Source organism: Acinetobacter pittii (assembly GCF_034064985.1).
Lineage (GTDB): Bacteria > Pseudomonadota > Gammaproteobacteria > Pseudomonadales > Moraxellaceae > Acinetobacter > Acinetobacter pittii_H.
This window is the reverse complement of record NZ_CP139249.1, coordinates 3,354,335-3,379,179: the sequence shown is the minus strand read 5'-3', so window position 1 is coordinate 3,379,179 and position 24,845 is coordinate 3,354,335. Positions and strand designations below refer to the sequence as shown.

General features: G+C 40.2%; 20 protein-coding genes. 8 read left to right on the top strand and 12 right to left on the bottom strand.

Annotated elements, in window-relative coordinates:
- Window positions 1-183: 183 nt before the first annotated feature.
- The 7 genes from rdgB to bfrD all read right to left on the bottom strand — a co-directional run bounded on the left by rdgB (window position 184) and on the right by bfrD (window position 8,659).
- Window positions 184-810: an RdgB/HAM1 family non-canonical purine NTP pyrophosphatase gene (rdgB, locus tag SOI76_RS16175; protein ID WP_104080339.1), complete on the bottom strand. Its 627-nt coding sequence runs from the start codon at window positions 808-810 to the stop codon at window positions 184-186.
- 178 nt (window positions 811-988) lie between these two features.
- Window positions 989-1,576, bottom strand: coding sequence for a tetratricopeptide repeat protein (locus SOI76_RS16170; protein ID WP_017385717.1), 588 nt, complete (start codon window positions 1,574-1,576; stop codon window positions 989-991).
- Window positions 1,573-2,166 (bottom strand): methionine biosynthesis protein MetW, encoded by a 594-nt coding sequence (gene metW, locus SOI76_RS16165; protein WP_001217230.1) that lies wholly within the window; start codon window positions 2,164-2,166, stop codon window positions 1,573-1,575. Before metW ends, SOI76_RS16170 begins: the two co-directional genes overlap by 4 nt.
- The gene (gene metX, locus SOI76_RS16160; RefSeq protein ID WP_002114709.1) at window positions 2,166-3,326 is read right to left on the bottom strand and encodes a homoserine O-succinyltransferase MetX; all 1,161 of its coding nucleotides are present in this window, start codon (window positions 3,324-3,326) and stop codon (window positions 2,166-2,168) included. Before metX ends, metW begins: the two co-directional genes overlap by 1 nt.
- An 83-nt stretch (window positions 3,327-3,409) precedes the next feature.
- A complete protein-coding gene (gene leuA, locus SOI76_RS16155; RefSeq protein WP_016144279.1) occupies window positions 3,410-5,107 on the bottom strand; it encodes a 2-isopropylmalate synthase in 1,698 nt (565 codons plus the stop codon).
- Window positions 5,108-5,568: 461 nt separating this feature from the next.
- Window positions 5,569-6,252 (bottom strand): Fe2+-dependent dioxygenase, encoded by a 684-nt coding sequence (gene piuC, locus SOI76_RS16150; protein WP_205668463.1) that lies wholly within the window; start codon window positions 6,250-6,252, stop codon window positions 5,569-5,571.
- 106 nt (window positions 6,253-6,358) lie between these two features.
- Window positions 6,359-8,659, bottom strand: a complete 2,301-nt coding sequence (gene bfrD, locus SOI76_RS16145) for a TonB-dependent receptor (RefSeq protein ID WP_104080341.1) — start codon at window positions 8,657-8,659, stop codon at window positions 6,359-6,361.
- 414 nt (window positions 8,660-9,073) lie between these two features.
- On the opposite strand from bfrD, the gene tig reads away from it, so the two are divergent.
- The 4 genes from tig to SOI76_RS16125 all read left to right on the top strand — a co-directional run bounded on the left by tig (window position 9,074) and on the right by SOI76_RS16125 (window position 13,495).
- Entirely contained in the window at window positions 9,074-10,408 is a 1,335-nt protein-coding gene (tig, locus tag SOI76_RS16140; RefSeq protein ID WP_016142259.1) for a trigger factor, read from the top strand.
- A 193-nt stretch (window positions 10,409-10,601) separates the two neighbouring features.
- On the top strand, window positions 10,602-11,207 hold the full coding sequence (gene clpP, locus SOI76_RS16135; protein WP_002114870.1) for an ATP-dependent Clp endopeptidase proteolytic subunit ClpP: 606 nt from the start codon (window positions 10,602-10,604) through the stop codon (window positions 11,205-11,207).
- A gap of 105 nt (window positions 11,208-11,312) precedes the next feature.
- Complete coding sequence (clpX, locus tag SOI76_RS16130; RefSeq protein WP_002114726.1) at window positions 11,313-12,626, top strand: ATP-dependent Clp protease ATP-binding subunit ClpX; 1,314 nt, start codon at window positions 11,313-11,315, stop codon at window positions 12,624-12,626.
- 152 nt (window positions 12,627-12,778) lie between these two features.
- The gene (locus SOI76_RS16125; protein WP_002115030.1) at window positions 12,779-13,495 is read left to right on the top strand and encodes a DUF2846 domain-containing protein; all 717 of its coding nucleotides are present in this window, start codon (window positions 12,779-12,781) and stop codon (window positions 13,493-13,495) included.
- A 24-nt stretch (window positions 13,496-13,519) separates the two neighbouring features.
- Here SOI76_RS16125 and SOI76_RS16120 read toward each other — a convergent pair whose 3' ends face one another.
- The 5 genes from SOI76_RS16120 to SOI76_RS16100 form a co-directional block, all read right to left on the bottom strand.
- A complete protein-coding gene (locus SOI76_RS16120; protein WP_002114716.1) occupies window positions 13,520-14,074 on the bottom strand; it encodes a DUF2059 domain-containing protein in 555 nt (184 codons plus the stop codon).
- Window positions 14,075-14,216: 142 nt separating this feature from the next.
- Window positions 14,217-15,743, bottom strand: coding sequence for a fumarate hydratase (fumA, locus tag SOI76_RS16115; protein WP_104080342.1), 1,527 nt, complete (start codon window positions 15,741-15,743; stop codon window positions 14,217-14,219).
- Window positions 15,744-15,970: 227 nt separating this feature from the next.
- Window positions 15,971-18,115 (bottom strand): phosphate acetyltransferase, encoded by a 2,145-nt coding sequence (gene pta, locus SOI76_RS16110; RefSeq protein ID WP_104080343.1) that lies wholly within the window; start codon window positions 18,113-18,115, stop codon window positions 15,971-15,973.
- Window positions 18,116-18,160: 45 nt separating this feature from the next.
- Window positions 18,161-19,363 carry an acetate/propionate family kinase gene (gene ackA, locus SOI76_RS16105; protein WP_005066132.1) on the bottom strand — a complete coding sequence of 401 codons (1,203 nt, stop codon included), beginning with the start codon at window positions 19,361-19,363 and terminating at the stop codon, window positions 18,161-18,163.
- Complete coding sequence (locus SOI76_RS16100) at window positions 19,345-19,464, bottom strand: hypothetical protein (RefSeq protein WP_014208326.1); 120 nt, start codon at window positions 19,462-19,464, stop codon at window positions 19,345-19,347. The genes ackA and SOI76_RS16100 overlap by 19 nt, the downstream gene beginning before the upstream one ends.
- A 659-nt stretch (window positions 19,465-20,123) precedes the next feature.
- Between SOI76_RS16100 and edd the strand changes: the two genes are divergently transcribed.
- The 4 genes from edd (at window position 20,124) to idnK (ending at window position 24,701) form a co-directional block, all read left to right on the top strand.
- On the top strand, window positions 20,124-21,977 hold the full coding sequence (gene edd, locus SOI76_RS16095; protein ID WP_104080344.1) for a phosphogluconate dehydratase: 1,854 nt from the start codon (window positions 20,124-20,126) through the stop codon (window positions 21,975-21,977).
- Between the two features lie 20 nt (window positions 21,978-21,997).
- On the top strand, window positions 21,998-22,627 hold the full coding sequence (gene eda / locus SOI76_RS16090; protein ID WP_016142253.1) for a bifunctional 4-hydroxy-2-oxoglutarate aldolase/2-dehydro-3-deoxy-phosphogluconate aldolase: 630 nt from the start codon (window positions 21,998-22,000) through the stop codon (window positions 22,625-22,627).
- A 185-nt stretch (window positions 22,628-22,812) separates the two neighbouring features.
- Window positions 22,813-24,171 carry a gluconate:H+ symporter gene (gene gntT, locus SOI76_RS16085; RefSeq protein ID WP_016142252.1) on the top strand — a complete coding sequence of 453 codons (1,359 nt, stop codon included), beginning with the start codon at window positions 22,813-22,815 and terminating at the stop codon, window positions 24,169-24,171.
- Window positions 24,172-24,188: 17 nt separating this feature from the next.
- Window positions 24,189-24,701 (top strand): gluconokinase, encoded by a 513-nt coding sequence (idnK, locus tag SOI76_RS16080; RefSeq protein ID WP_014208329.1) that lies wholly within the window; start codon window positions 24,189-24,191, stop codon window positions 24,699-24,701.
- Window positions 24,702-24,845 lie beyond the last annotated feature (144 nt).

The window sequence follows — 24,845 nt, the reverse complement described above, 5'->3', positions numbered from 1 at the left end:
TAATTCTAACCCTACACTTGCTTGTGCGAAGGCGGCATGGATGCCTCCAGTTAGACTGTGGCACAAGGAAGTGCCATCAGTCTAACAAAAGATTTTTGCTTACTTTTCATCTTTGAAAAGTAAGGGTTGCCTATACAAAGTTTAATATATTCTAACGCTGCATATTGTGGCCATGTGATCAGCTTACTTCTGTAAGCTCTCTTTAAATAACTGCATCGCTTGCCCACGATGACTAATCTTATTCTTTTCTTCTTTAGACAACTCAGCGCTAGAAACTTGTAGCTCAGGCAACCAGAACAGTGGGTCATAGCCAAAGCCATTTTCGCCACGTGGCGCTTCTAAAATTTCGCCGTGCCAGATGCCTTGGAAAATTTGTGGTAAAGGATCTTCAGCATGCGTCACTAAAGCAAGTACACATACAAACATACCTTCAATCACTTCACCATTTTTACGGTAGGGCAAAAGGTCATTTAATAATTTTGCATTATTCGCTGCATCGTCACCATGTTCTCCAGCATAGCGTGCTGAATAAATGCCAGGTGCGCCGCCTAAGACTGGTACACAAATGCCTGAGTCATCAGCCATAGCAGGTTTACCTGAAATTTTAGAAGCATGACGCGCTTTAATAATGGCATTTTCAATAAAGCTTAAACCATCTTCATTTGCATCAGGAATATTAAGGCGACCTTGAGGAATAATTTCTACTGGTAACTTAAGCTGTTCAAAAAGTTTTTCAAACTCAGCGACTTTACCTTTGTTATTGCTGGCAAGAACTAAACTGCCCTGATCAAACCAATGTGGGGTAGACATAATAAAACCAAACTTTATAGCTAATATCGAACATCAGTTATGTTACGTGTTTTTTGGAAGGGGATATAGAGGGAAGCAAATAGAATATAAATGAGAATATCCTAATAAACTAAAACCACCTTGTAGAGCATACAAAGTGGTTTTAGTCGAGTAAGGTTTTTTTACGGATGAATCGTTATTATTGTGCCTGAATCCATTTGTCCGCACGGTCACGTGCTGTACGGATTTGTTCTTGAGTCAAGTTCGCTGCAAGAGCAGTTTTCTTACCTTCAGATAGGCTAATCACTTTATTGTCGAGCATGCCATCACGAGTTGAAAGCTCATACCACTGGTAAGCACCCACGTAGTTTTTCTTTTGCTCTTCCATCATCGCGAGGTTATAGCTTGCACGGTTATCGCCATTGCTTGCTGCTTTTTCAAAGTATTTACGAGCCATAGACTCATCTTTTTTAACACCAATACCGTCGGCATACATACGGCCCACGTTGAGTTGTGCTGGTGATAAACCTTGGTCAGCTGCTGCTTTAAACCATGCGAAAGCTTGCTTCTCGTCTTTTGCTACATCTTTACCATATTGGTAGTGTGTACCAAGGTAAAATTGAGCGCCTGCTTGACCCGCTTTTGCTGCTTTTTGAAGATCATTAATCCCCATTGTTGAAAAACGTGCAGCCTGACTCGCAACCGATTGTGGCTGGGCGATATAATCTGCATGAGCCTGCATACTTAGCAGTCCTGCAAATAGTGTGCTAAATAATGTCTTTTTCATAGTGCACTCACTCGATAAATAGCGACTTCACCAAACAAATTCGGAACATGTTTGCTTAACAGGCTTCCCTGCTGATTTCCATTGACGGCGAGTCGATTAATAATTTGTATCTGATTTTCAGCACATAGTGCTTCAAAATCTTTAAATGTACATAAATGAATGTTGGGGGTGTTATACCACATATATGGTAGAGCATCCGATACAGGCATCATTCCTTTTAATGCAAGAAAAGAGCGAGTCTTCCAATGCGCAAAGTTTGGAAAAGTAATAATTGCCTGTTTACCCACACGCACCATGTCTCTTAATAAAACATCGGGTGCATCTACGGCTTGCAAAGCTTGTGCCATAACCACATAGTCAAATGACTGGTCAGCAAAGCGGCTTAAGCCGAGATTCAAATCTTGTTGAATAATATTTAACCCGCGACTGACGGCAATTGCAATCTTTTCTTGATCAATTTCTAAACCATAAGCACGAATTTGATGCTTTTGGCTCATATGAGCGAGTAATTCACCGTCACCACACCCTAAATCGAGTACGCTTGAGCCGGGTTTAATCCACTTTTCTGCCAGTTGTTGATCAATACGCATTAGCTTGCCTCCAGTGATGTCGATTTTAAGTGTTCTTCACCGCCTAAGAAAGCGCGCATGGTTTTGACATACAGTGGAATAGGGAATAAGAACGAGTCATGACCTTGTTCAGCATCAATGTCGAGATAGCTTACAGGCTTATGATTGGTAATAAGCGCATCTACAATTTCTTGTGAACGACTTGGTGCAAAACGCCAGTCAGTTGTAAACGACACAATCAGGAACTGACATTTAGTTTTCCCCATTGCTTCAGTTAATGAGTGACCGTACTCACGTGATGGATCAAAATAATCTAAAGCTTTAGTCATGATGAGATAAGTATTGGCATCAAAGTTACGGCTGAACTGTTCACCTTGATAACGTAGATAGCTTTCGACCTGAAACTCGACATCAAAACCGTACATAAATTTGCCAGATTTTAAATCACGGCCAAATTTTTGTTTCATGGCTTCTTCTGAAAGATAGGTGATATGACCTACCATGCGAGCCAAAATTAGTCCGCGTTTCGGGTAACTATCATTTTCTAAATAACGGCCATGATGGAAATCTGGATCAGACAAGATTGACTGACGAGCAACCTCATTGAATGCAATATTCTGTGCTGAAAGCTTTGGTGCACTGGCAATAATCACACATTTTTGTAGGCGGTCAGGGTAGTCTACGGACCATTGTAGTGCTTGCATGCCTCCTAATGATCCACCGACTACTGCATACCAGACATCTACACCCAAACGGTCAGAAAGCATGGCCTGAGTTTTAACCCAGTCGCGTACTGTTACTAATGGAAAATCAGGCCCATAAGGGCGATTGTCATTTTCAGGGTTTGGTGAAGTCGGGCCAGTTGAGCCATTACAGCCACCAATATTATTTAGCGAAACTACAAAAAACTTATTCGTATCAATTGCTTTACCCGGGCCAATACAACTATCCCACCATCCAGCTTTTTTATCATCTTCGTGGTGATAACCCGCTGCATGATGATGTCCGGAAAGAGCATGACAGATTAAAATTGCATTTGATTTATCAGCATTTAAAGTGCCGTAAGTTTCGACCATTAGTTCAAAACGTGGCAAAACACGATCACATTCAAGGTGTAATGGTTCTTCAAATTGGAACTTTTGCGGAGTGACTAACCCCACTGAATCAGCTGGAAAAGACACGGGAACATTTCGCCTTTTAAATCTTTCAGGAATAAAAAGAAAGGATACCAAGCTAGGTATCCTTTCCAAAGTCTTTTTTTTAATTAAACAGCGGCGGCAACCACCTGATCTGTACTTAAAACACCTTGATCAATCAAACGGTTGGTACAAGCGATAATTGCTTCAATGGATGAGGTGACTGTATTGTCATGAACACCGGCACCAAATGAACCTTTACCTGTACCTTTTACTTGAAGCTCAATTAAGGTTAATGCTTTCGCATTTGCACCTGAACTAATACTACGTTCTTCATAGTTCAATACGTCAATTGGTAATTGAAGTGCATTTAAGAACGCAGAGATTGGGCCGTTACCTTCACCACGAAGTTGTTGTGTTTCACCTTCGACATCCACATCAAGTTCGATAATCTGAGTACCGTTAATATCAGATAACTTGTAGTGTTTAACTGTGTAATGATGGTTTTTCACATCAACATAAGTGTCTTTAAATAATGTCCAGATTTCTTTGGCATTAATTTCAGTACCGTTCTCATCAGCATATTGTTGAACAACTTGGCTGAATTCGATTTGTAAACGACGCGGCAACACAACGTTGTAGTTCGATTCTAATAAGTATGCAATACCACCTTTACCAGATTGGCTGTTTACACGAATTACAGCATCATAGTCGCGGCCCAAATCTTTCGGGTCGATTGGTAAGTAAGGCATATCCCAGACTTCTTCGTTTTTCTGATACTCGAAGCCTTTTTTGATTGCATCCTGATGTGAACCAGAGAATGCAGTAAATACCAAGTCACCTGCATATGGATGACGAGGGTGTACCGGTAAGCCAGTACATTCTTCAACCGTTGCAATCACTTCATTAATATTAGAAAAATCTAACTCAGGCGCTACACCTTGGGTGTACATGTTCAATGCAATTGCTGCAACGTCAACGTTACCTGTACGTTCACCATTACCAAACACACAACCTTCAACACGGTCAGCACCTGCCATAATGGCAAGTTCTGAGGCAGCAATACCACAGCCGCGGTCATTGTGGCAGTGAACAGAAATGATCACACCATCACGACGTGCCAAATTACGATGCATCCATTCAATTTGGTCTGCATAAACATTTGGTGTAGAAACTTCTACAGTCGCAGGTAAGTTTAAAATCACTTTATGGTCAGGACGTGCATCCCAAATTTCTGTGACGGCATCACAGACATCTTTAGCGACTTCTAATTCAGTTGCAGAGAAACACTCTGGGCTGTACTGGAAAATCCAGTCAGTTTGAGGATACTGTGCAGCATACTCTTTAACTTTTTGAGCAGCATTAATTGCTAATTGTTTTGCACCATTAACATCTACGTTCAACACCTTTTGACGGAAGGTTGGAGAGTTAGAGTTATAAATATGCACAATTGCGCGTTTAGCACCTGCCAAAGATTCAAAAGTACGTTCAATTAAATGGTCACGTGCTTGAACCAAAACTTCAATGTATACGTCATCAGGAATATGATTTTCTTCGATCAACATACGAGTAAAATCGAAGTCAATTTGTGATGCAGAAGGGAAACCGATTTCAATATGTTTAAAACCGATTTTCACAAGCATTTTGAACATTTTGAATTTTTGTTCCATATTCATCGGTTCAAAAATTGCTTGGTTACCGTCACGTAAATCGGTACTCATCCAGATTGGCGCTTTTGTAATTTCTTTATTCGGCCATTGGCGATCTGGTAAATCCACACGTTGGTACATACGGCGGTATTTTTTGCTAGGGTCAGCCAACATCATGAGAAAACTCCTTGTCTCGTAGCGCGGTTGCTCTGGATATATTTAAAAGGCAACGTCTCTACTTAATATATATGGTATCTAATTCAGAAAAATTAAAGGTAATTTTGAAGTGCTGCTTTAAAAAGCAGACAAAATTTTTATACGCGCGCTTGGCGCAGCATCAGGAGTTGCAGATGATGTCTTGCTTGAGTAGGCTGGGCAAACAAGTAATTCGTTTTCATCTCTAGACCGTGAAATAATAAGTTTGATGGTTTGCGGGGGTAATCTTGATATTTAGATATATCACATCTAAACAATGATTACACCTTGTGCAAAATTCTTATCATAATTTTAGTTAAATAATTTAGAAAATAATTTTCTAATTTTGCGCTGTTTTATTTTTTATGGAAAATTATTTTCATATTCTTGCCTTTTTAAGGAAAAAAGTTTGTTAAGAATTAAAAAGGCAAAAATAAATAGTGTTACAGTTCTGACCACATACGAATTAAATTATGATAAATGTTGGTGAGCTTCATGACTTCTGGGTAGTTATCACCGTGTGATTTGCGTAGTTCTCGAATGCTCTCATCAAGATTAAATAAGAGATGGCGTTTACTATCGTCTCGAACCAGACTTTGTACCCAGAAAAAAGAAGCAAAACGAGTACCAGAGGTAATACTGCTGACTTCATGTAGGCTGGTAGAAGGGTAGAGTACCACATCACCTGCGGGCAATTTGACTTCGTGATAACCATAAGTGTCTTCAATAACGAGGTCACCACCTTCATATTCATCAGGTTCACTTAAAAATAAGGTACATGATAAATCGGTGCGTAGCTGTTCAGAAGTTCCACGAATAAGACGAATTGAGTTATCTACATGGAAACCAAAGCTTTCATGTTCATCATAACGATTAAAAAGCGGTGGAATAATTTTATGAGGTAAGGCTGCGGCCTGAAACACAGGATTTTGCCAAATTGCTTTGATGACAATCTCACTTAAATGGTGGGTAAGCGGATCTTGTTCTGAAAGTTGCTGATTTCTTTTAACAGAAGCAGACAAGGTGCCGGCAGTCACTTTCCCACCTACCCAATTGGCGTCTTCCATGAGCTTACGAAACTCGGCAACTTGCTCTTTGCTTAAAACATTGGGGATATGATGAATCACGGCAAACACCTTTTTAATAGATACTTCATTTGTAAAAATAGCCTCATGACGAGGCTATTTTATATGAACTTCAATTAATTCCATAAATAAATTATGGAATTTAAACTTAGTATTTAAAGTTAATCGCTAAGACAGCATTACGACCATTGCCTTCAAATGCGTAGTGAGCTGCATGTGCACTAGTGAAATAACGCTTATCAGAGATATTGTTGATGTTAAGCTGTAAATTTACGTTCTTGTTTACGTCGTATTTAGCCATAGCATTGTAAATAGTGTAGGTTGGCAAGTATTTCGGAGCAGTTGTGTTTACAAAAACTTGATCGCGATATTCAACACCAGCACCTAGAGTCAATTGAGGCATTACTCGGTAAGTAGACCATAGGGTGGCGCTGTTCTTCGCTACAAATGGTAATGGTTTACCTTCTTGAGCAACTAAATTATATGCTGCTTCGGTAATTTCACTATCTAAATAGCTATAGCCTGTAGAAACATCCCATTTGTCGGTAATTTTCCCATTCAAACTAACTTCAAATCCATCGACTTTACTTTTACCTGCATTGGCAGTCGTAGTAGGGTCGATTTGGATACGTGTATTTTGCTTTTCAGTACGGAAAACTGCCGCTGTTAAGTTCGCACGGTTATTAAACAGGTCCCATTTTGTTCCTACTTCAAAAGTACGAGCTTTTTCTGGTTTAAGTGCATTAATAACATCAGTAGTACCGAGAGCATTATCGCTATTATCACCTTCAGCAAGTACACCAACAGGGTTAGCAGAAGTTGCAAAGCTTGCATAAATACTGCCATTTTCAGTTGGTTTATAGACTAGACCAGCTTGATATGAAAAATAGTCGGAATCACTTTCATACTTTGTACCTTCTGGAGTAGCAACTTTTGAATAGTCATAAGCACCTTTGTTAGTTGCATAAACATCCTTATTATATTTTTTCTCAGTTTCAAATTTATCCCAACGCACACCTAAGTTAAGTAACCATTGTGGATTAAATTCAATACTGTCTAAAGCATAAATGCTTACATTGTGACTACGAGTGGTCGATTGTGCTGTGATAGATCCACGCTTATCTGTGAAGGCACCATTTCCAGGATTATTTAAACTCGTACACCAGCCATTTGCCACAGCAGCAGCTGAAGTACAGTTGTTAATATTATCTTGTAAAATTGTAGAAGTCGTTTTCCCTTCCGCATTAGTAAAAGTATACATACCTTGGTCGGTTTCCTGGAAGCTCCATTCAGTGCCGACATTAAAAGAATGCTTTAGGCTACCTGTGTTGAATTTACCTCTTAAAGAAAGCTGATCGCTATAAGCATCGCTATCTAAAATACGGCTTAACGCACGGCGAGCGATTGTGCCTCTGTAAATATTACCTTTAGAGTCATCAGCATTCGTATAAACATAATCAGATTTAGATTTGTTGTAAGTCGCTACATTCGACAAGGTAAGATTTTCATTAAAGTCGTGCTCCAACTTAAATGTACCAATGTGGTTTTCGCGTTTATCAAAATCACGTGCTTTCCAACCATAGTAAGTTCCTGCTTTTACATTAACAGGTTTACCATCCCCCTTTTCAGCACCAGCTGGCGCATAATCTGGAATATTTGGATTGTTGAACGGAATACCTGCATCAGGTTCATCATTACTACGTAAATAGTAGTAGCTCAGTGTTCCGCGAGTTGCCGTATCTAAACCAAATGCAAGACTTGAGGCAATACCAGCACGGGCATATTCTGCACCGTTACTTTGGCCAGCTTTTTCATTTTCGTGACCCATGATAACTACACGACCAGCAACTCCGTTACCAAAGTCTTTGTTGGCATCAAGTTGGATATGACGATAGTTGTCAGTACCACCTTGAACGCTACCTTGGTAAACGTCACCTTCATGAGCAACTTTAGGGATTAAGTTAATACTTCCGCCAACGCTACCACCACCACCAAGAGCAGAAGAAGAGCCTTTAATGACTTCAACTTGTTCGATAGCAAACATATCGCGGCTTTGTGAAGTTGTATTACGAACACCATCAACATAAATAGAAGATTGACCGCTATAACCACGAATGTAAGGCATGTCGGTAAACGGTGTGCCGCCTTCACCAGCACCTAAAGTAATGCCTGGCTCATAGCGTAAAGCTTCGAGAAGGGTATTAGAGTTTGTATCTTTAATTAATTTTTGAGAAAGAATAGAGACTGATTTTGGTGTGTCTTTGAGAGGAGCTACGAATTTAGAGTTTGCAGACTGATCTACTTTTAATGATTCTTCTTGAGTCGCTTGAGTATGAATCGTTGGTAATTGTGAAACTGCTTCTTGTGCCATAGCTGTTGTTGCAATCATTGATAGCGATGAGGCTATTGCAGATGAAACAATTTTTTTACGTGTTCTAATCAAAGACATGACTTCAGGACTCTAAAGCTAAAAGGTTATGCGAATAATAATAATTCTTATTTATATGTACAGTTTGTGTTAATTGGATTTGCCAATTGAATTATGAAGTAAAAATGAATAATTAAATGGTGAATTGTACTTTTATGTAGCTAATCTACTGATTATTAGTCATTGTTTATTAAAACGATTAAAATCAAAATTTAATTGTAATTTTAGATTTATAAAGAATAGCTAAAAAATTAGTTTTACTTAAGGCTTTATGAAAAATATTTAAAGAATCATAAAATTACTGTGAAATTTCTTGGAAAAATAGCATTCACTTATAGGAACTGATCGGTTAATTTTGTATATCTGGAAAGTTGTCATATAATACAGCACTTTTTTAAAAACTGTTCCTACTAACTAATTTTTATCGAGGAAGCCATGCAAGTAACGACTGAAGCGGTTTCGGGCGTTGCCCGTCGTTTAAATGTGTCTGTACCGACGAGCCGTATTAACGAGCAATTTGAAGCTCGTTTGAAGCGCACTGCCAAAACTGTGAAGATCAACGGCTTCCGTCCAGGTAAAGTACCTGAAAACGTTGTTCGTCGCGAATACGGTGCAAGCATTTATCAAGAAGTTGTGAATGACATCATTCGTGATAGCGTTTTTGAAGCAATTCAACAAGAAAAAATCAATGCGGTAGGTATGCCGAACATTGAGAAAGTTGAACATAAAGAAGACGCTTTAGTTTTTGAAGCAACTGTAGAAGTTTATCCAGAAGTTGCTGTACAAGCATTCGATACTTTAGAAGTTGAACGTAAATCAGCTGAAATCAAAGACGCTGACGTTGACGCTATGATCGAAAACTTGCAAAAACAACGTCAAACTTGGGCTGTAACCAAGGGTATGGCGAAAAAAGACATGCAAGTGACTTTTGACTTTGAAGGCACTATCGATGGTGAGAAGTTTGAAGGCGGTTCTGCTGAAGACTTTAAACTTGTGTTAGGTTCAGGTCGTATGATCCCTGGCTTCGAAGATGGCATCATTGGCATGAAAGCTGGTGAAGAGAAAGTAATTGACGTTACTTTCCCTGAAGACTACCAAGCTGAAAACTTGGCGGGTAAAGCAGCTCAGTTCAAAATCACTGTGAAGCAAGTTGAGAAATCAAAACTTCCAGAAATTGATGCTGAATTCTTAAAAATCTTCGGTGTAACTGAAGAAGAAGGCATTGAGAAGTTAAAAGCTGACGTTCGTAAGAATATGGAACGTGAAGTTCGCAATGGTTTACGTAACCAAGTTAAACAAGCTGCTTTTGATGCTCTTGTTGCTGCGAACGAAGTTGAAGTTCCAAGTGCAATGGTTGCTCAAGAAATTGACCGTCAACGTCAACAAATGGTTCAACAGTTCACTCAACAATTTGGTGGTGCAGGCGCGCAATCTTTCGACAAGAGCATGCTTCCTGACGAATTGTTCAAAGAACAAGCAGAGCGTTCTGTTAAGCTTGGCGTGTTGGTAAGCAAAGTTTTAGCTGATGCTAAACTTGAAGTTGACCAAGCTCGCGTTGATGCTTACATTGACGACATGGCTTCTTCTTACGAAGATCCAACTGAAGTGATTGAATACTTCAAAAATGATGCTCAACAACGTGCTCAAATCGAAGCAGTTGTATTAGAAGATCAAGTTGTTGATCACATCTTAGCTGGTGCTAAAGTGACTGACAAAGCTGTATCTTACGACGACTTATTGAAAGAACAACAAGCTCGCCGTATGGGCTAATCTTTTAAGAAGTCAGAAAAAGGCGCCTCGGGCGCCTTTTTTGTTTTTCTTTATGTGGTCAATTTGAGTGCGACATTAAGTATTTAGGTATAAATAATATAATATTTCAGTGCGAACCTTTTGCAATTTGAGAAATTATCCCGCATATTGTTGCCATAGGTTAAGTCACAAAAAATTTAGGAATAAATAACGTATGTATGTTCCAACAATTGAAAATGCTTTAGTTCCTGTTGTGGTTGAACAATCTTCTCGCGGCGAACGTTCTTTTGATATTTATTCACGACTTTTACGTGAGCGCGTCATTTTTCTGACAGGTGAAGTTGAAGATAACATGGCAAATTTGATCGTTGCCCAAATGTTGTTTTTAGAAGCTGAAAATCCTGATAAAGATATCCACCTTTATATCAACTCTCCAGGTGGTTCAGTGACAGCAGGCATGGCTATTTATGACACGATGCAGTTTATTAAACCTGATGTCGTGACATATTGTATGGGGCAAGCTGCTTCAATGGGTGCATTCTTATTAAATGCGGGTGCTAAAGGCAAACGCTATTGTTTAGAAAATGCCCGTGTCATGATTCATCAACCATTGGGTGGTTTCCGTGGTCAAGCATCGGATATTGAAATCCATGCGCGTGAAATTCTCTTTATTAAAGAGCGCTTGAACCGCTTAATGGCAGAGCACAGTGGTCAAGACTATGAAACCGTAGCTCGTGATACTGACCGTGATAACTTTATGACAGCTCAAGCTGCTAAAGAATATGGTCTGGTTGATCAGGTGTTAAGTAAGCGTCCATAAGGACCTTCTTATATAAATAACTTGAGATGTTGAAAAAGATCTCCATTTAGTTATTTATGCAGTGCATCTTGCCCTAATATTTAAGATTCTATTTGTGGAGTGAATATGTCCGAACATCCTCAAGGACAAAAACATTGTTCATTTTGCGGTAAAACGCAGTCTGAAGTCGGGAAACTGATTGCGGGTGAGGACGCATATATTTGTAATGAATGTGTGGATGTCTGCTTAGACCTCGTACAAACCAGCCAGCAGGTTGAAGCAGGTGACTGGGCGAGTAAGGCATTGCCAAAACCACATGAAATACGTGCTGCGCTTGATCAATATGTGATTGGTCAAGATCTTGCCAAAAAGACACTCTCTGTTGCGGTTTATAACCATTATAAACGCTTGAAAGTGGGTCATAATGGCCATGTGTCTAAAGAAGTAGAAATTGCTAAAAGTAACATTCTACTGATTGGACCTACAGGTTCGGGTAAAACTTTACTTGCGCAAACCTTGGCTCGCCTTTTAGATGTTCCATTTGCGATGGCAGATGCAACAACATTAACCGAAGCTGGTTATGTGGGTGAGGATGTTGAAAATATTGTGCAAAAGCTTTTGCAAAAAGCAGACTACGATGTAGAGAAGGCTCAGAAGGGCATTATCTATATTGACGAGATTGACAAGATTACTCGTAAATCTGAAAATCCATCAATTACGCGTGATGTGTCTGGTGAAGGTGTACAACAAGCATTATTAAAAATGATTGAAGGTACAGTTGCTTCGATTCCGCCTCAAGGTGGTCGTAAGCATCCGCAGCAAGAGTTTATCCAAATTGACACCTCAAATATCTTATTTATTTGTGGCGGTGCATTTTCTGGTTTGGAAAAAATTGTACAACAGCGTCAAGAGAAAGGCGGTATTGGTTTTACAGCTGACGTTAAAAACAAAGATGAAACCAAAAAGCTTGCTGAATTGTTCCGTCAGGTTGAGCCAACTGACTTAGTGAAATTTGGTTTAATTCCAGAATTCATTGGTCGTTTACCAGTGATTGCTACACTTGAAGAGCTAGACGAAGAAGCTTTAATGCAAATTTTGACTGAGCCAAAAAATGCATTAACACGCCAGTATCAATATCTTTTCACTATGGAAAATGTTGATCTGATCTTTGAAGATTCTGCATTGCGTGCTGTTGCTAAAAAAGCGCTTGAACGTAATACGGGCGCGCGTGGTCTACGTTCTATTATGGAAAACGTACTGCTTGAAACTATGTATGATTTACCAAGTCGTACAGATGTTGGAACAGTCATTATTAATGAAGCAGTCATTAATGGTGAAGCAGAACCTGTTTATCAGGCTGAGCGCCAACCTAAAGAAGCTGCAACGCATGAAAGTGTTGCTAAGGCAGATTTAAAGGTTATTGATTCGAAGTCTGCATAGATTTCATTCATCTAAAAAGCATGAATCGCGTTAGTGATTCATGCTTTTTTTGTTTTCAATTTATATGGGTAGTGTTAATCTTAAAAATACAAAATACGCATAGTTTTGCGGTGTAAAAAATAAATCAAAAACAAAACGCTTTGAGGGATGCCATGCGTTATTTAATCGTATCTTTGTGCTGTGCCGGACTATTTGTGGGCTGTCAAAGTTCATCTCATTTAGAAAAAAATCCGAGTGAATTGACTGCGACTCTACCTAAAGTTGATGTTGAAAAAGAACCAGGTTTATTAGATCAATATCATTTAGGCGGTTTTACTGTGGGAGGGTGGGTCAACCAAAAATTGGGTCAGACTTTTGCTCCAATCAAACCACAAAATGAACAGGCTGCTGTAGTTTATCTATATCGACCCGACACGAAATGGAATCGTCAGGAAATTGCAGCGATTAATCTTTTTGTGAATGGTAAGCGTATCCCGAGTCTATTACATAATCATTATTACTGGATTGAGTTACCAGCAGGAACGTATCGCCTTTCTGCGAGTCGCCCTTTACTTGGTATCCATTTTCAAGAACCAAAATATATTGATATCACTGTTGAGGCGGGAACGTCTTATTATTTGAAATATGATGAAGAAAATAAAATGGACCGAAGTGAACATACTGGTCCATTTATGTTAATGCAAGACAATATTGGGCGTAGAGAGATAGCATTTACCGAGCTTAAATCTTCTAGCTACAACTTTGTGGCTGAAGATGCTTCAGGAAAGATCCGTCATAAACCACAAGAATTAAAGCCAGCTAAATATGATGAAAAATCAGATGTACATCTGATTAAACCATTTAAATTATGGAATCCTTTAACTTGGTAATGATCTGCAAAAGATAAAGAAAAGTTAAGACTTTTCTTTATCTTTCATCAACGGTGCAAGAATTTTAAGCATCTCTTCTTGCATATGATCTCGTGCTTTAGGGTCATTAAATGTTTGCTGTCCCAACTCCATCATATATTCTGAAATTTGTCCCATAATCTGTACGTTCTTGCGCGTAATTGATTGGCCTTCTGGGGTTTTTAAAAATTTCAGATTAGCCTGAATTTCCTCTTCAGTATAAGTCTTAAGATAAATATCCTGTAAGGCTTGAGCTGTTTTAGGGTTGCTAATTAGCTGATTGCTCGAATCTTTTAGGAGAGAACCTAACTTCTTCGCGGCCTCTTTTTCTTTTGGACCTAAAGTTTTGATACCCGTGATATTACTAACGATCTGTTCTGCCTGTTGATCATAGTAAGGCGTTAATTCATTAATTGATTCTTTAAGCAGATAATCAATTTGGCTCATTTGCATGAGTTCTTTAACTGAACTTAATTTGGCAGGAGAGGCAAACAAGCTTGTGGTAATACAGCTTAGGCAGAGGCTGATTGAGAGATTTTTAAGAATAGGGCGAATAGTCATGAAATGACCTATATTCAATATTTGGCGAGAGGGTGCTTTCATTAATAGCACAGATTAACGAAGTAATTGTTACAATTCTTTTCAGATTTTAAAATAAAAAAAGAATGTATAAAAAAAGCACCGAATTCGGTGCTTTTCTTGATTAGCCAGCTGCTGCATCGACTACTGGAATTTTTCCAATTTTCGCTTGCCAGATTTTTGGAGCTACTGCGTGAATTGAAGTACCGTTTACATCAACTGCAACAGAAACTGGCATATCTTCAACTACGAATTTGTAGATTGCTTCCATACCTAAGTCTGCAAACGCAACAACTTCAGCTTCACGAACAGCTTTAGATACGAGGTAAGCCGCACCACCAACTGCCATTAAGTAAGTTGCTTTGTTGTCTTTGATTGCTTCAATTGCTGTAGGACCACGGTCAGCTTTACCGATCATACCGAATAGGCCAGTATGTTCTAATACTTTACGTGTGAATTTATCCATACGTGTTGCAGTTGTAGGGCCAGCAGGACCAACGACTTCATCACCCACTGGATCAACAGGGCCAACGTAGTAAATAAACTTACCTTTAAGATCAACTGGTAATTCTTCACCATTGTCGATCATTTCAACCATACGTTTGTGCGCAGCATCACGACCTGTGTACATTGTTCCGCTAAGGAGTAATGTGTCACCTGGTTTCCAAGAGTCCATTTCTTCTTGAGTAATGGTATCAAGGTTTACACGTTTAGACTGTGAAGAGTCCCAAGTTACAGAAGGGTAGTCTTCAAGTTTTGGTGCTTGGATATGAGCTACACCTGTACCATCAAGCTGGAAGTGAGCATGACGAGTAGCAGCACAGTTAGGAATCATACCTACTGGTTTACCAGCAGCGTGACATGGGTAATCTTTAATTTTAATATCAAGAACAGTCGTTAAACCGCCAAGACCTTGTGCGCCAATACCAAGTGCGTTTACTTTTTCAAAGATTTCGATACGAAGTTCTTCGATTTTGTTCTCTGGCCCACGGCGAAGTAATTTGTCCATGTTGATTTCTTCCATGAGTGCTTCTTTAGCAAGCATCATGGCTTTTTCAGCAGTACCACCAATACCAATACCGAGCATACCAGGAGGACACCAGCCTGCACCCATTGTTGGAACAGTTTTAAGTACCCAATCAACAATCGAGTCAGATGGGTTAAGCATCGCAAGTTTAGATTTGTTTTCTGAACCGCCACCTTTAGCAGCAACAGTAATATCTACTTTATTACCCGGAACGAGTTTGTAGTGAATTACAGCAGGGGTATTATCTTTTGTATTTTTACGACCAAATGCAGGGTCGGCAAGTACAGATGCACGAAGAACGTTGCTGTTTTCAAGGTAACCTTGGCGAACACCTTCGTTTACCGCATCGTCTAAACTCATTGTTAAATCAAATTTAACATCTAAGCCCACTTCAAGGAAAACGTTAACAATACCAGTATCTTGGCAAATTGGACGATGACCTTCCGCACACATGCGAGAGTTAATTAGAATCTGTGCAATTGCATCCTTTGCGGCTTTGTTTTCTTCGCGATCATAAGCACGGCTCATCGCTTGGATAAAGTCTTGCGGGTGATAGTACGAAATAAACTGTAGGGCGTCCTTGATCGATGTAATCAAGTCATCTTGTTTGATAATCGTTGTCATACCAGAAAATCTCTTGAGCGGGCTGTTAGCTAGCGGGCTAAATTATATGACAAAAAGACAGTGTTGTGGGAGATTGGTTGATCTTTTGACCGAAAGTCGCATAAGAACATATTGATGTGATTTAAAAGAGAGAAATCGGAAAATTATTTATTTTTGAATGACTAAAATAAAAAAAGCCATTTGAGCGGATATCAAATGGCGAGAGGTAGTAAAGGTGAATTTATTAATTATTTGGCAGCGGCTTGCTGTTCTGCCTGAATTGCTGTTAATGCAATGGTAAAGACGATGTCATCTACCAATGCTCCACGAGATAAGTCATTGACTGGTTTGTTGAGGCCTTGCAGCATTGGTCCAACGCTCACAACATTTGCAGCACGCTGTACTGCTTTATAGGTCGTATTACCTGTATTTAAGTCTGGGAAAATAAATACATTGGCACGGCCAGCAACGCGTGAGTCTGGTGCCTTTTGACGTCCCACACTTTCAACTGAAGCTGCGTCGTATTGAAGTGGACCATCAATGAGTAAATCAGGACGACGCTGCTGAGCAATTTGAGTTGCTTGCTGTACTTTTTCAACATCTGCACCTGTCCCAGAAGTACCAGTTGAGTAACTGATCATGGCAATACGTGGGTCAATTCCAAATGCTTTCGCTGAGTCAGCAGACTGAATTGCAATTTCAGCAAGTTGTTCTGCTGTCGGGTCTGGGTTAATCGCACAGTCGCCATAGACATAAACTTCATCTGGTAAAAGCATAAAGAAGATTGATGAAACTAGTGAATAATCAGGGGCTGTTTTGATGAGCTGAAATGCTGGGCGAACCGTATTTGCAGTGGTGTGTACCGCACCAGAAACTAAACCGTCGACTTGATCTAAGGCTAACATCATGGTGCCAAGCACTACGGTATCTTGAAGCTGTTCTTTCGCTTGCAGCTCGTTGAGTTTACCTTTACGTAGCTCAACCATTGGTGCAACGTATTGATCACGAATACTATCGGGGTCGACAATTGCCAATTCGGCAGGTAATTCAATACCACGTGCTTTGGCAACATCGTGCACAGCATCTGGTTTAGCTAACAAAATACAGTCGGCAATGCCACGTGCCTGACAAATTGCCGCAGCTTGAATGGTGCGCGGTTCATCACCTTCAGGTAGCACAATCCGTTTTTTCGCTGCAATTGATTTTTGCACCAGTTCATGACGGAAAGCCGATGGCGACAGGCGAGGGGTAGCAGCATTGTTGCTGTGCTGCTTAAGCCATTCAACATCAATATGACTTGAAACAAATCGAGTCACTTGCTCTGCACGTTCAGTATCGTCAGTTGGAATCTCATTGCCAAAATTAGATAAACGCTGTGCAGTTTCAAGTGTGTTTAAACGGGTATGTAAAATCGGTAACCCTTGTTTAATTGCACTTTGGCAAAACTCTAAAAGCTCTGGTGCTGGTGCTTCTCTTTCGGTAAGTACCAAACCTGCAAGAGGAATACCATTGCTGGTTGCCAAACTACTTGCAAGTAAAACGTCGGTACGCTCAGATGCGCTAATAATCAATTCGCCTGCAATGAATTTATTTAGTTCATATTCAATGCTTGAAGCAATTAAACTCGAATGCAAAATTCGACGTGTTTTAGCTTCACCTTGATGTACCCATTGTCCATCAATGACATTTGCAATATCGAGTGTTCTAGGTACGCTTAGCGTGTTACTAAATGGAACCAGCCCAATAATCGGTAAATCACTAGAACCAAAATAACGATTATATTTTTGCAGTTCAGTCGTAAATTTTGCGATTTCTTCAGTCGGTCGTAACGATGGATCAAACGCAACAGGAATTTGAGCTGTTTCTTCGGTTAATCCACGGGTACGCATAAACAGTACGCCAGCAGTACGATTTGATGTTGCACCGCCAAACTGACGTAAATGAGCATCTACTTTTTCTGCTGCTTTTTTCGGGTTTTGAATATCTGCTGTGCTGACCAGCACGACTTCTGCATCAAGCGCTTGTGCAAGACTTGCGTTAAGTTCACTGGCGAAGTGGTCTTGTCCGTTAGGTAATAAGCCTTCCACAATAATGACATCATGGTCTGCTGCAACACTACGATGAAGGCTAACAGCTACTTCAAGTAATTCATCTACTTCCCCAGCGGCAATAAGCTGAGTTAATTTTTCATGCGAAATAGATTGAACAGTTTTATTTTGAAATAAATGACCAAATAATGAAGTGGTTCGGTCAAGATGCTCTTGGTCTTCTTGAGAAAATGGTTTTAAAAAGCCTGCTTTAATCCCGTTACAATCAAGTGCGTAAATCATGCCTAAGCAGGCAGAGGTTAAGCCAACCCCTTCACCTGTAGGAATCAATAAAATTGTATTCATATAAACCTATAAATAAACGAATATCGAGTTTTCGCTAAGCTCTAATTAAGCAAGGCTTGCTACAGATGCTGTATTTTCTGCTGCTTCAACAACTTGACGAGTTTCTTTGGCAATACGGCCTTCTTCATCTGTAGGAATGACCCAAATTTGAGGTCCTGTTCCATTGTCGATTCGGCCTTCAGTGCCACGTTTTAGGTTGTTGTTTTGATCTTTATCAAGCTGCAAACCAAAATGAGGTAAATAAGCTAAGGTTTTTTCACGAATATAAGCTGAGTTCTCACCAATACCGCCTGTGAAGATTAAACCGTCCAAAGTCGGTAAGCCACAGCTTAATGCAGCCAGTGATTTTGCAAGGCGATAACTAAACACTTCAATTGCAAGACTAGCATCTTCGTTGCCATTTTCAGCTGCTTCAATCACTGTACGCATGTCGTTAGACAGTTGAGATAAGCCTAGTAAGCCACTTTCGTTATTTAAAACTTTATCAATTTTTGCTAAGTCCCAACCGAGGTTTTTCGCAAGGAAGCTATGTAAGCTTGGATCAACGTCACCACTACGCGTTCCCATCACTACGCCTTCAAGTGGAGTGAGACCCATAGAGGTATCAACACTTTGTCCATTCCACACTGCGCAAGTTGAACTGCCATTTCCTAGATGCGCTGTTAACCATCCACCTTTTTTCAGGTTACCTGCCAGTTCACTCGCTTTATCAGACACATAAGCATGGCTTGTACCATGGAAGCCATAACGGCGGACGTTATGGTCAGTATATAAAAACTTAGGAATTGCATAACGGTATGCATGCGGTGGCATGGTTTGGTGGAATGCAGTGTCGAATACGGCAACTTGAGGTAATTCAGGAAATAAACGTACGGTTGCGTCAATACCAATTAAATGAGCTGGGTTATGAAGTGGGGCTAAAGGTGTCGCAGCACGAATACGTTCAATAATTTCAGGAGTGAGTAATTCTGCTTTGGTTAAACTACCACCGTGTACAACACGATGTCCAATTGCTTGCGGTTTGTAGTTGGCAAGACGTGCAAGTAAAGTTTCTAAAGCTTTGGCATGGTCAGCATAAGGGATTGAAAGTTCAAGTGGTTCACCACCTACAGTAATTCCCTTAATACGAGCATCAGCTGCCCCCAAGTTTTCTGCTAAACCGTAAATACGATCTTCACGACGCTCTGAAACCAGTGCGTATTTAATAGATGAAGAGCCGCAATTGATAACTAATACTGATGTAGCCACGTTGAAATACCCAAGTCCTGATTTAAAATAGTTTTCCTAACTTCCTGTTCAAGATGTATTATTTTTCGATACAGATTGAACGGGTTGTCATGTTTTAACATGTGTTGTTTTTCTGTCCAAGATAGACTTTAGCCCATTAGACTTAAGCACTATCGACCATCAAATTATTTGTAACTAACATTTGTCCAGTATAAAGCTTAACCACTGTATTCCTTGTTTTTTTATACGTGTAGAAACGAGTTTTTTGTATATATTTATGAAAGGTAAATTTCTATTTAATGTATTTTTCAAATATTTGGTATAAATTTTTTAAGAAAAAAGAAGTGCTGTTATTTTAATCAAACTATAGGGGAGTATTACAAATAATATACGTAAATGAAATTAAATTTTAATCGTTTATATATAGGTTAAAATATATAAATCATAAACATTTTTAATATAAAACTTAGTATAAAAAAGCTGGTAGCAATACATTTATAAGAATATTTTATTGCTTTGATATTATGAGAATTTTCTCATAGTTATTAGGGGCTAATATACCAGTTAATATAGTCAAAAATAAAACCAGCTTCTTGTTTAAAACTTAAACATAATTTGTATTTAATAACCATGCTCGGGTATTACCGTAAAATTGACTAGGGCTTGCATGTCGCTTTTTGCCTTAATAATATTGTTCCTTCCCCTTATCAAATGATGATGAAATATATCATTTGGTCTATTTTTATGTTCCGGCTTATCCGGTTGTACAGGAGCGTCCAGCATGGACTTGCCGAATCCAGTATTGGCAAAAGTGACCGAGCGTGTAATCGCACGTAGTCAAAAAACTCGTTCTGCATATTTACAACGTATTGAACATGCACAAGGCAAATTTCCTGCTCGTGGAGCACTTTCATGTGCCAATCTGGCTCATGGTTTTGCCAGTATGGACGATAATGAAAAATTAATTATTAAAGTAGGCCGTGAACCAAATATTGGCATCGTATCTTCATACAACGAAATGCTGTCGGCTCACGCACCGTATAAAACATTTCCAGATTTAATTAAAACAGCCGCTCGTGAGAATGGCGGCGTGGCACAGTTTGCAGGTGGTGTGCCTGCGATGTGTGACGGTATTACCCAAGGTAATGCTGGCATGGAACTGTCATTGTTCTCTCGTGAAACCATTGCGATGAGTACAGCGATTGCATTGTCTCATAACATGTTTGACGCAGCTTTATGTCTTGGTGTTTGCGACAAGATTGTGCCGGGCTTGCTCATTGGTGCTTTGCAGTTTGGCTATTTACCTACTATTTTTGTGCCAGCTGGCCCAATGACCAGTGGTTTATCTAACGATGAGAAAGCCAAAATTCGTCAGCAATTTGCAACGGGTCAGGTTGGCCGAGATGCTTTGCTAGAAGCTGAGTCAGCTGCCTATCATGGACAAGGGACTTGTACTTTTTACGGTACAGCCAACAGTAACCAGATGCTGATGGAAGTTATGGGCTTACATTTGCCAAGTGCCGCATTTGTTCATCCCCACACACCATTACGTGATGCACTTACTGCAGAAGCTGCGATTCGTGTACTGGATTTAACAGTTGAGCGTGGAAACTACACGCCGATTGGTCATGTTGTCGATGAAAAAGCAATTATAAACGGCATTGTGGCGTTACTTGCTACAGGTGGTTCAACCAACCATACTTTGCATTTGATTGCGATTGCTCGTGCCGCTGGTATCTTGATTGACTGGGATGACTTCGATGAGTTGTCAGCTGTTGTTCCATTACTCGCAAAAATCTATCCAAATGGTAAAGCTGATGTAAACCATTTCCAAGCTGCGGGTGGGGTTGCTTTCCTCATTCGTAACTTACTTGAAGCTGGCTTGTTGCATAACGATGTAACGACTGTAGCTGGTAAAGGTTTACAGCACTACACCAAAGAACCGAAACTGATTGATGGCAAGCTCACTTGGGTTGACGGTGTGGTTCAAAGCCTTGATGACAAAGTTCTACGTAGCATTGATGCGCCGTTTCAACCAGATGGTGGCTTGCGTTTAATGCAAGGTCGCCTTGGCCGTGGCGTGATCAAGATTTCTGCTGTTGCGCCAGAACATCGTAAAGTTAAAGCACCCGCAATTGTGTTTGATTCTCAAGAAGCGGTGCAAGCTGCGTTTGATCGTGGTGAGTTACACCGAGACTTTATTGCAGTTGTTCGTTTCCAAGGTGCGCGTGCTAACGGTATGCCTGAATTGCATCGTTTGACGCCTGTGTTGGGTGTTTTACAAGATCAAGGTTTCCACGTTGCTTTAGTCACTGATGGGCGTATGTCTGGTGCTTCAGGTAAAGTTCCTGCGGTGATTCATTTATCTCCAGAAGCCTTACTAAATGGGCCGATTGCTAAAGTTCAAACAGGCGATATGTTAATCATTGATGCCGAAGCTGGCGTACTCGATGTCGAAATAGATGACGATGTATGGCAGTCGCGCCCTGTTGCACAGCCAGAACATCAGGCTGAAAATGAAGTTGGCTTTGGCCGTGAATTATTTGGTGTTTTCCGTGCTGCTGCTGCGCCAGCTGAACATGGAGCATCTGTATTTGGTGCATTGGTTGGTGAAACTTCACCAGAGCAGATTTGAGTCAAAGGAACTGAAAAATAATGATTAAAATTGAAGATATCGTCAAATTAGGCCCAGTTATCCCTGTATTGGCATTTGATTCTGCTGAGCAAGGTGAGGATGTATCACGTGCTTTACATGCAGGTGGCGTGAAAGTTCTTGAGATTACATTGCGTACCGCTGCTGGTCTTGCTGCTATTGAGCGTGCTAGCCAATTAGCTGATGACATTGTGGTGGGTGTAGGTACGATTACTAAGCCAGAACACTGTGCTCAAGCTAAAAAAGCAGGTGCTCAATTTGGGGTATCTCCTGGTTTGACTAAAGACCTACATTTGGCTGCGCAAGATGCTGGTTTACCTCTATTGCCTGGTGTGATGACACCAAGTGACCTGATTCAAGCGATTGAATTAGGTTATGACATTGTGAAGTTCTTCCCAGCTCAACAAGCAGGTGGCGTTGAGATGCTAAAAGCATTTTATGGTCCATTTCCAAACTTACGCTTTTGTCCGACTGGTGGAATTACTGCAGAGTCAGCACCGGATTTCTTAAAGCAACCTAACGTGGTTTGTGTAGGTGGTTCATGGTTAACACCTAAAGCTACTGTAGCTGCACAAGACTGGGCTGAAATTACTCGCTTGGCACAAATTGCGAGTCAGTTGAGAGCACCGTAGATGTAGTCGATATTTATAAAAAATGAAGTGCATTTTATGTGCTTTAAAGGCTGTATTGATGTGACCAGTTTGTGCTGGTCACACCTAAATATAAAAATTTAATGTCTTAACAGTAGGAATTACTGTGGTTGAAGACCTTTATTTAGGCTGTGTGCCTAAATAATTATTCCAAGGAGAAGTGTCCCATGGAGACGGTTCAGGGTGGCATGTTACTGATCTACACTGTAATCGCGATTATTGCTTTAGTGGTCATGATCGCGAAGTTTAGAATTTATCCATTTCTGGTTCTTATTATTGTTTCACTTGGTTTAGCTTTAGCTGTTGGCATGCCAATGGGCGATATTGTTAAGTCATATGAAGCTGGTACTGGTAAAACCCTAGGCCACCTTGCGATTGTAATCGCATTAGGAACAATGCTCGGCAAAATGATGGCTGAGTCGGGTGGCGCAGAGCGAATAGCGATTACCCTAATTAAATGGTTTGGTGAGAAAAATATTCACTGGGCCATGATGTTTATTGCCCTTATTGTTGGGCTTCCCGTATTTTTCGAAGTAGGTTTCGTTCTACTCATTCCAATTGCATTCAACATTGCCAAGCGAACAGGCAAATCCTTACTGGTTGTGGGCTTGCCAATGGTTGCAGGTTTGTCGGTTGTGCATGGCTTAATTCCACCACATCCAGCAGCACTGTTGGCAGTACAGGCTTATCATGCTGATATTGGTAAAACGATTGCTTATAGTCTGATTGTTGGTGTGCCAACGGCAATTGTTGCTGGACCATTGTATGCACTTTGGATCAATAAATACGTCAAATTGCCTGAAAATAATCCTTTAGCAAAGCAGTTTGTTGAAGCAGATGCTAGTAAGACACGTGAATTACCAAGTTTTGGTATTACCTTATTTACGATCATGTTGCCGGTTGTATTGATGTTGATCGGTAGCTGGGCAGATCTTTTCTTTGCACCTCAGACTTTCGCAAACGACTTACTGCGTTTCATCGGTACTTCTGATATCGCATTGCTCATCGCAGTATTGGTTAGCTTTATTACTTTCGGTACGATGCAGGGCTTTAACCGTGAACAAATTGAAAAATTCTGTGGCGGATGTTTAGCTTCTATTGCTGGGATTATGTTGATTGTAGGTGCCGGTGGTGGTTTTGGCGGCATTTTGCGTGACACCGGTATTTCTAATGAGATTGTTTCTACAGCTTTGAAGGCAAATTTATCGCCGTTATTGTTGGGCTGGTTTGTTGCAGCATTAATTCGTTTGGCAACAGGATCGGCAACGGTTGCCATGGCTACAGCGTGTAGCATTGTGGCTCCAATTGCAGCAACAGCAGGTGTTGCAGTTAGGCCGGAACTTTTAGTACTTGCCACAGGTTCGGGTTCATTAGTTTTCTCACATGTAAATGACGCAGGATTCTGGTTAATCAAAGAATATTTCGGTATGACAGTAGGACAGACACTCAAGACTTGGTCAGTATTGGAAACGATCATTTCAGTGTTGGGTTTATCTTTCACGCTACTGCTTAGCACTATTTTATAATTAAAGGTGAGTAATCCATGATTGTGATTGCAATGGGTGTCTGTGGAACAGGTAAAACCCTAATTGGTGAATTGTTATCAGAGCGTTTGGCTTGTGAGTTCCTTGATGGCGATACGCTTCATTCAGCTGCAAATAAAAGTAAGATGAGTCAAGGCATTCCCTTAACTGATGAAGACCGCTTGCCATGGTTACAAGCAATTCGTCAGGCCATTGAAACCAAACAAAGAGACGGTGAAACAGCTGTATTTACATGTTCATCTTTAAAACGCATGTATCGCGATATTTTAAGAGGGCAGGACCAAAATGTTAAGTTTGTCTACTTAAAAGGTTCTTATGAGTTATTACAGCAACGACTTGCAGAAAGATCAGGTCATTTTTTTGATCCAGCGTTGCTACAAACACAGCTAGACACATTAGAGGAACCTGATGTGAATGAAGCAATTGCTATTGATATTGCTCTCACACCAGAACAGATCATTGAACAAGTCATCCAGAAGCTAGGGGTGACTGATAGTGTGTGTCGGGGGTAAATTCATCTAGAAAGATTACCAACGCTTTAAGATATTCACCTTGTGGTTTACGGTTCAAGCAAGGTGAGTACGGATAATAATAGTGATATTGACCCGAATAAAACCTGATTACAGTGACGAGTTCGGGAATATATAAAAGACATA

What these genes read in the sequence shown, in the direction of transcription:
- rdgB (WP_104080339.1), bottom strand. Translation starts at nt 810, where the DNA reads ATGTCTACCCCACATTGGTTTGATCAGGGCAGTTTAGTTCTTGCCAGC.
- SOI76_RS16170 (WP_017385717.1), bottom strand. Translation starts at nt 1,576, where the DNA reads ATGAAAAAGACATTATTTAGCACACTATTTGCAGGACTGCTAAGTATG.
- metW (WP_001217230.1), bottom strand. Translation starts at nt 2,166, where the DNA reads ATGCGTATTGATCAACAACTGGCAGAAAAGTGGATTAAACCCGGCTCA.
- leuA (WP_016144279.1), bottom strand. Translation starts at nt 5,107, where the DNA reads ATGATGTTGGCTGACCCTAGCAAAAAATACCGCCGTATGTACCAACGT.
- bfrD (WP_104080341.1), bottom strand. Translation starts at nt 8,659, where the DNA reads ATGTCTTTGATTAGAACACGTAAAAAAATTGTTTCATCTGCAATAGCC.
- tig (WP_016142259.1), top strand. Translation starts at nt 9,074, where the DNA reads ATGCAAGTAACGACTGAAGCGGTTTCGGGCGTTGCCCGTCGTTTAAAT.
- clpP (WP_002114870.1), top strand. Translation starts at nt 10,602, where the DNA reads ATGTATGTTCCAACAATTGAAAATGCTTTAGTTCCTGTTGTGGTTGAA.
- clpX (WP_002114726.1), top strand. Translation starts at nt 11,313, where the DNA reads ATGTCCGAACATCCTCAAGGACAAAAACATTGTTCATTTTGCGGTAAA.
- SOI76_RS16125 (WP_002115030.1), top strand. Translation starts at nt 12,779, where the DNA reads ATGCGTTATTTAATCGTATCTTTGTGCTGTGCCGGACTATTTGTGGGC.
- SOI76_RS16120 (WP_002114716.1), bottom strand. Translation starts at nt 14,074, where the DNA reads ATGACTATTCGCCCTATTCTTAAAAATCTCTCAATCAGCCTCTGCCTA.
- fumA (WP_104080342.1), bottom strand. Translation starts at nt 15,743, where the DNA reads ATGACAACGATTATCAAACAAGATGACTTGATTACATCGATCAAGGAC.
- pta (WP_104080343.1), bottom strand. Translation starts at nt 18,115, where the DNA reads ATGAATACAATTTTATTGATTCCTACAGGTGAAGGGGTTGGCTTAACC.
- SOI76_RS16100 (WP_014208326.1), bottom strand. Translation starts at nt 19,464, where the DNA reads ATGTTAAAACATGACAACCCGTTCAATCTGTATCGAAAAATAATACAT.
- edd (WP_104080344.1), top strand. Translation starts at nt 20,124, where the DNA reads ATGGACTTGCCGAATCCAGTATTGGCAAAAGTGACCGAGCGTGTAATC.
- eda (WP_016142253.1), top strand. Translation starts at nt 21,998, where the DNA reads ATGATTAAAATTGAAGATATCGTCAAATTAGGCCCAGTTATCCCTGTA.
- gntT (WP_016142252.1), top strand. Translation starts at nt 22,813, where the DNA reads ATGGAGACGGTTCAGGGTGGCATGTTACTGATCTACACTGTAATCGCG.
- idnK (WP_014208329.1), top strand. Translation starts at nt 24,189, where the DNA reads ATGATTGTGATTGCAATGGGTGTCTGTGGAACAGGTAAAACCCTAATT.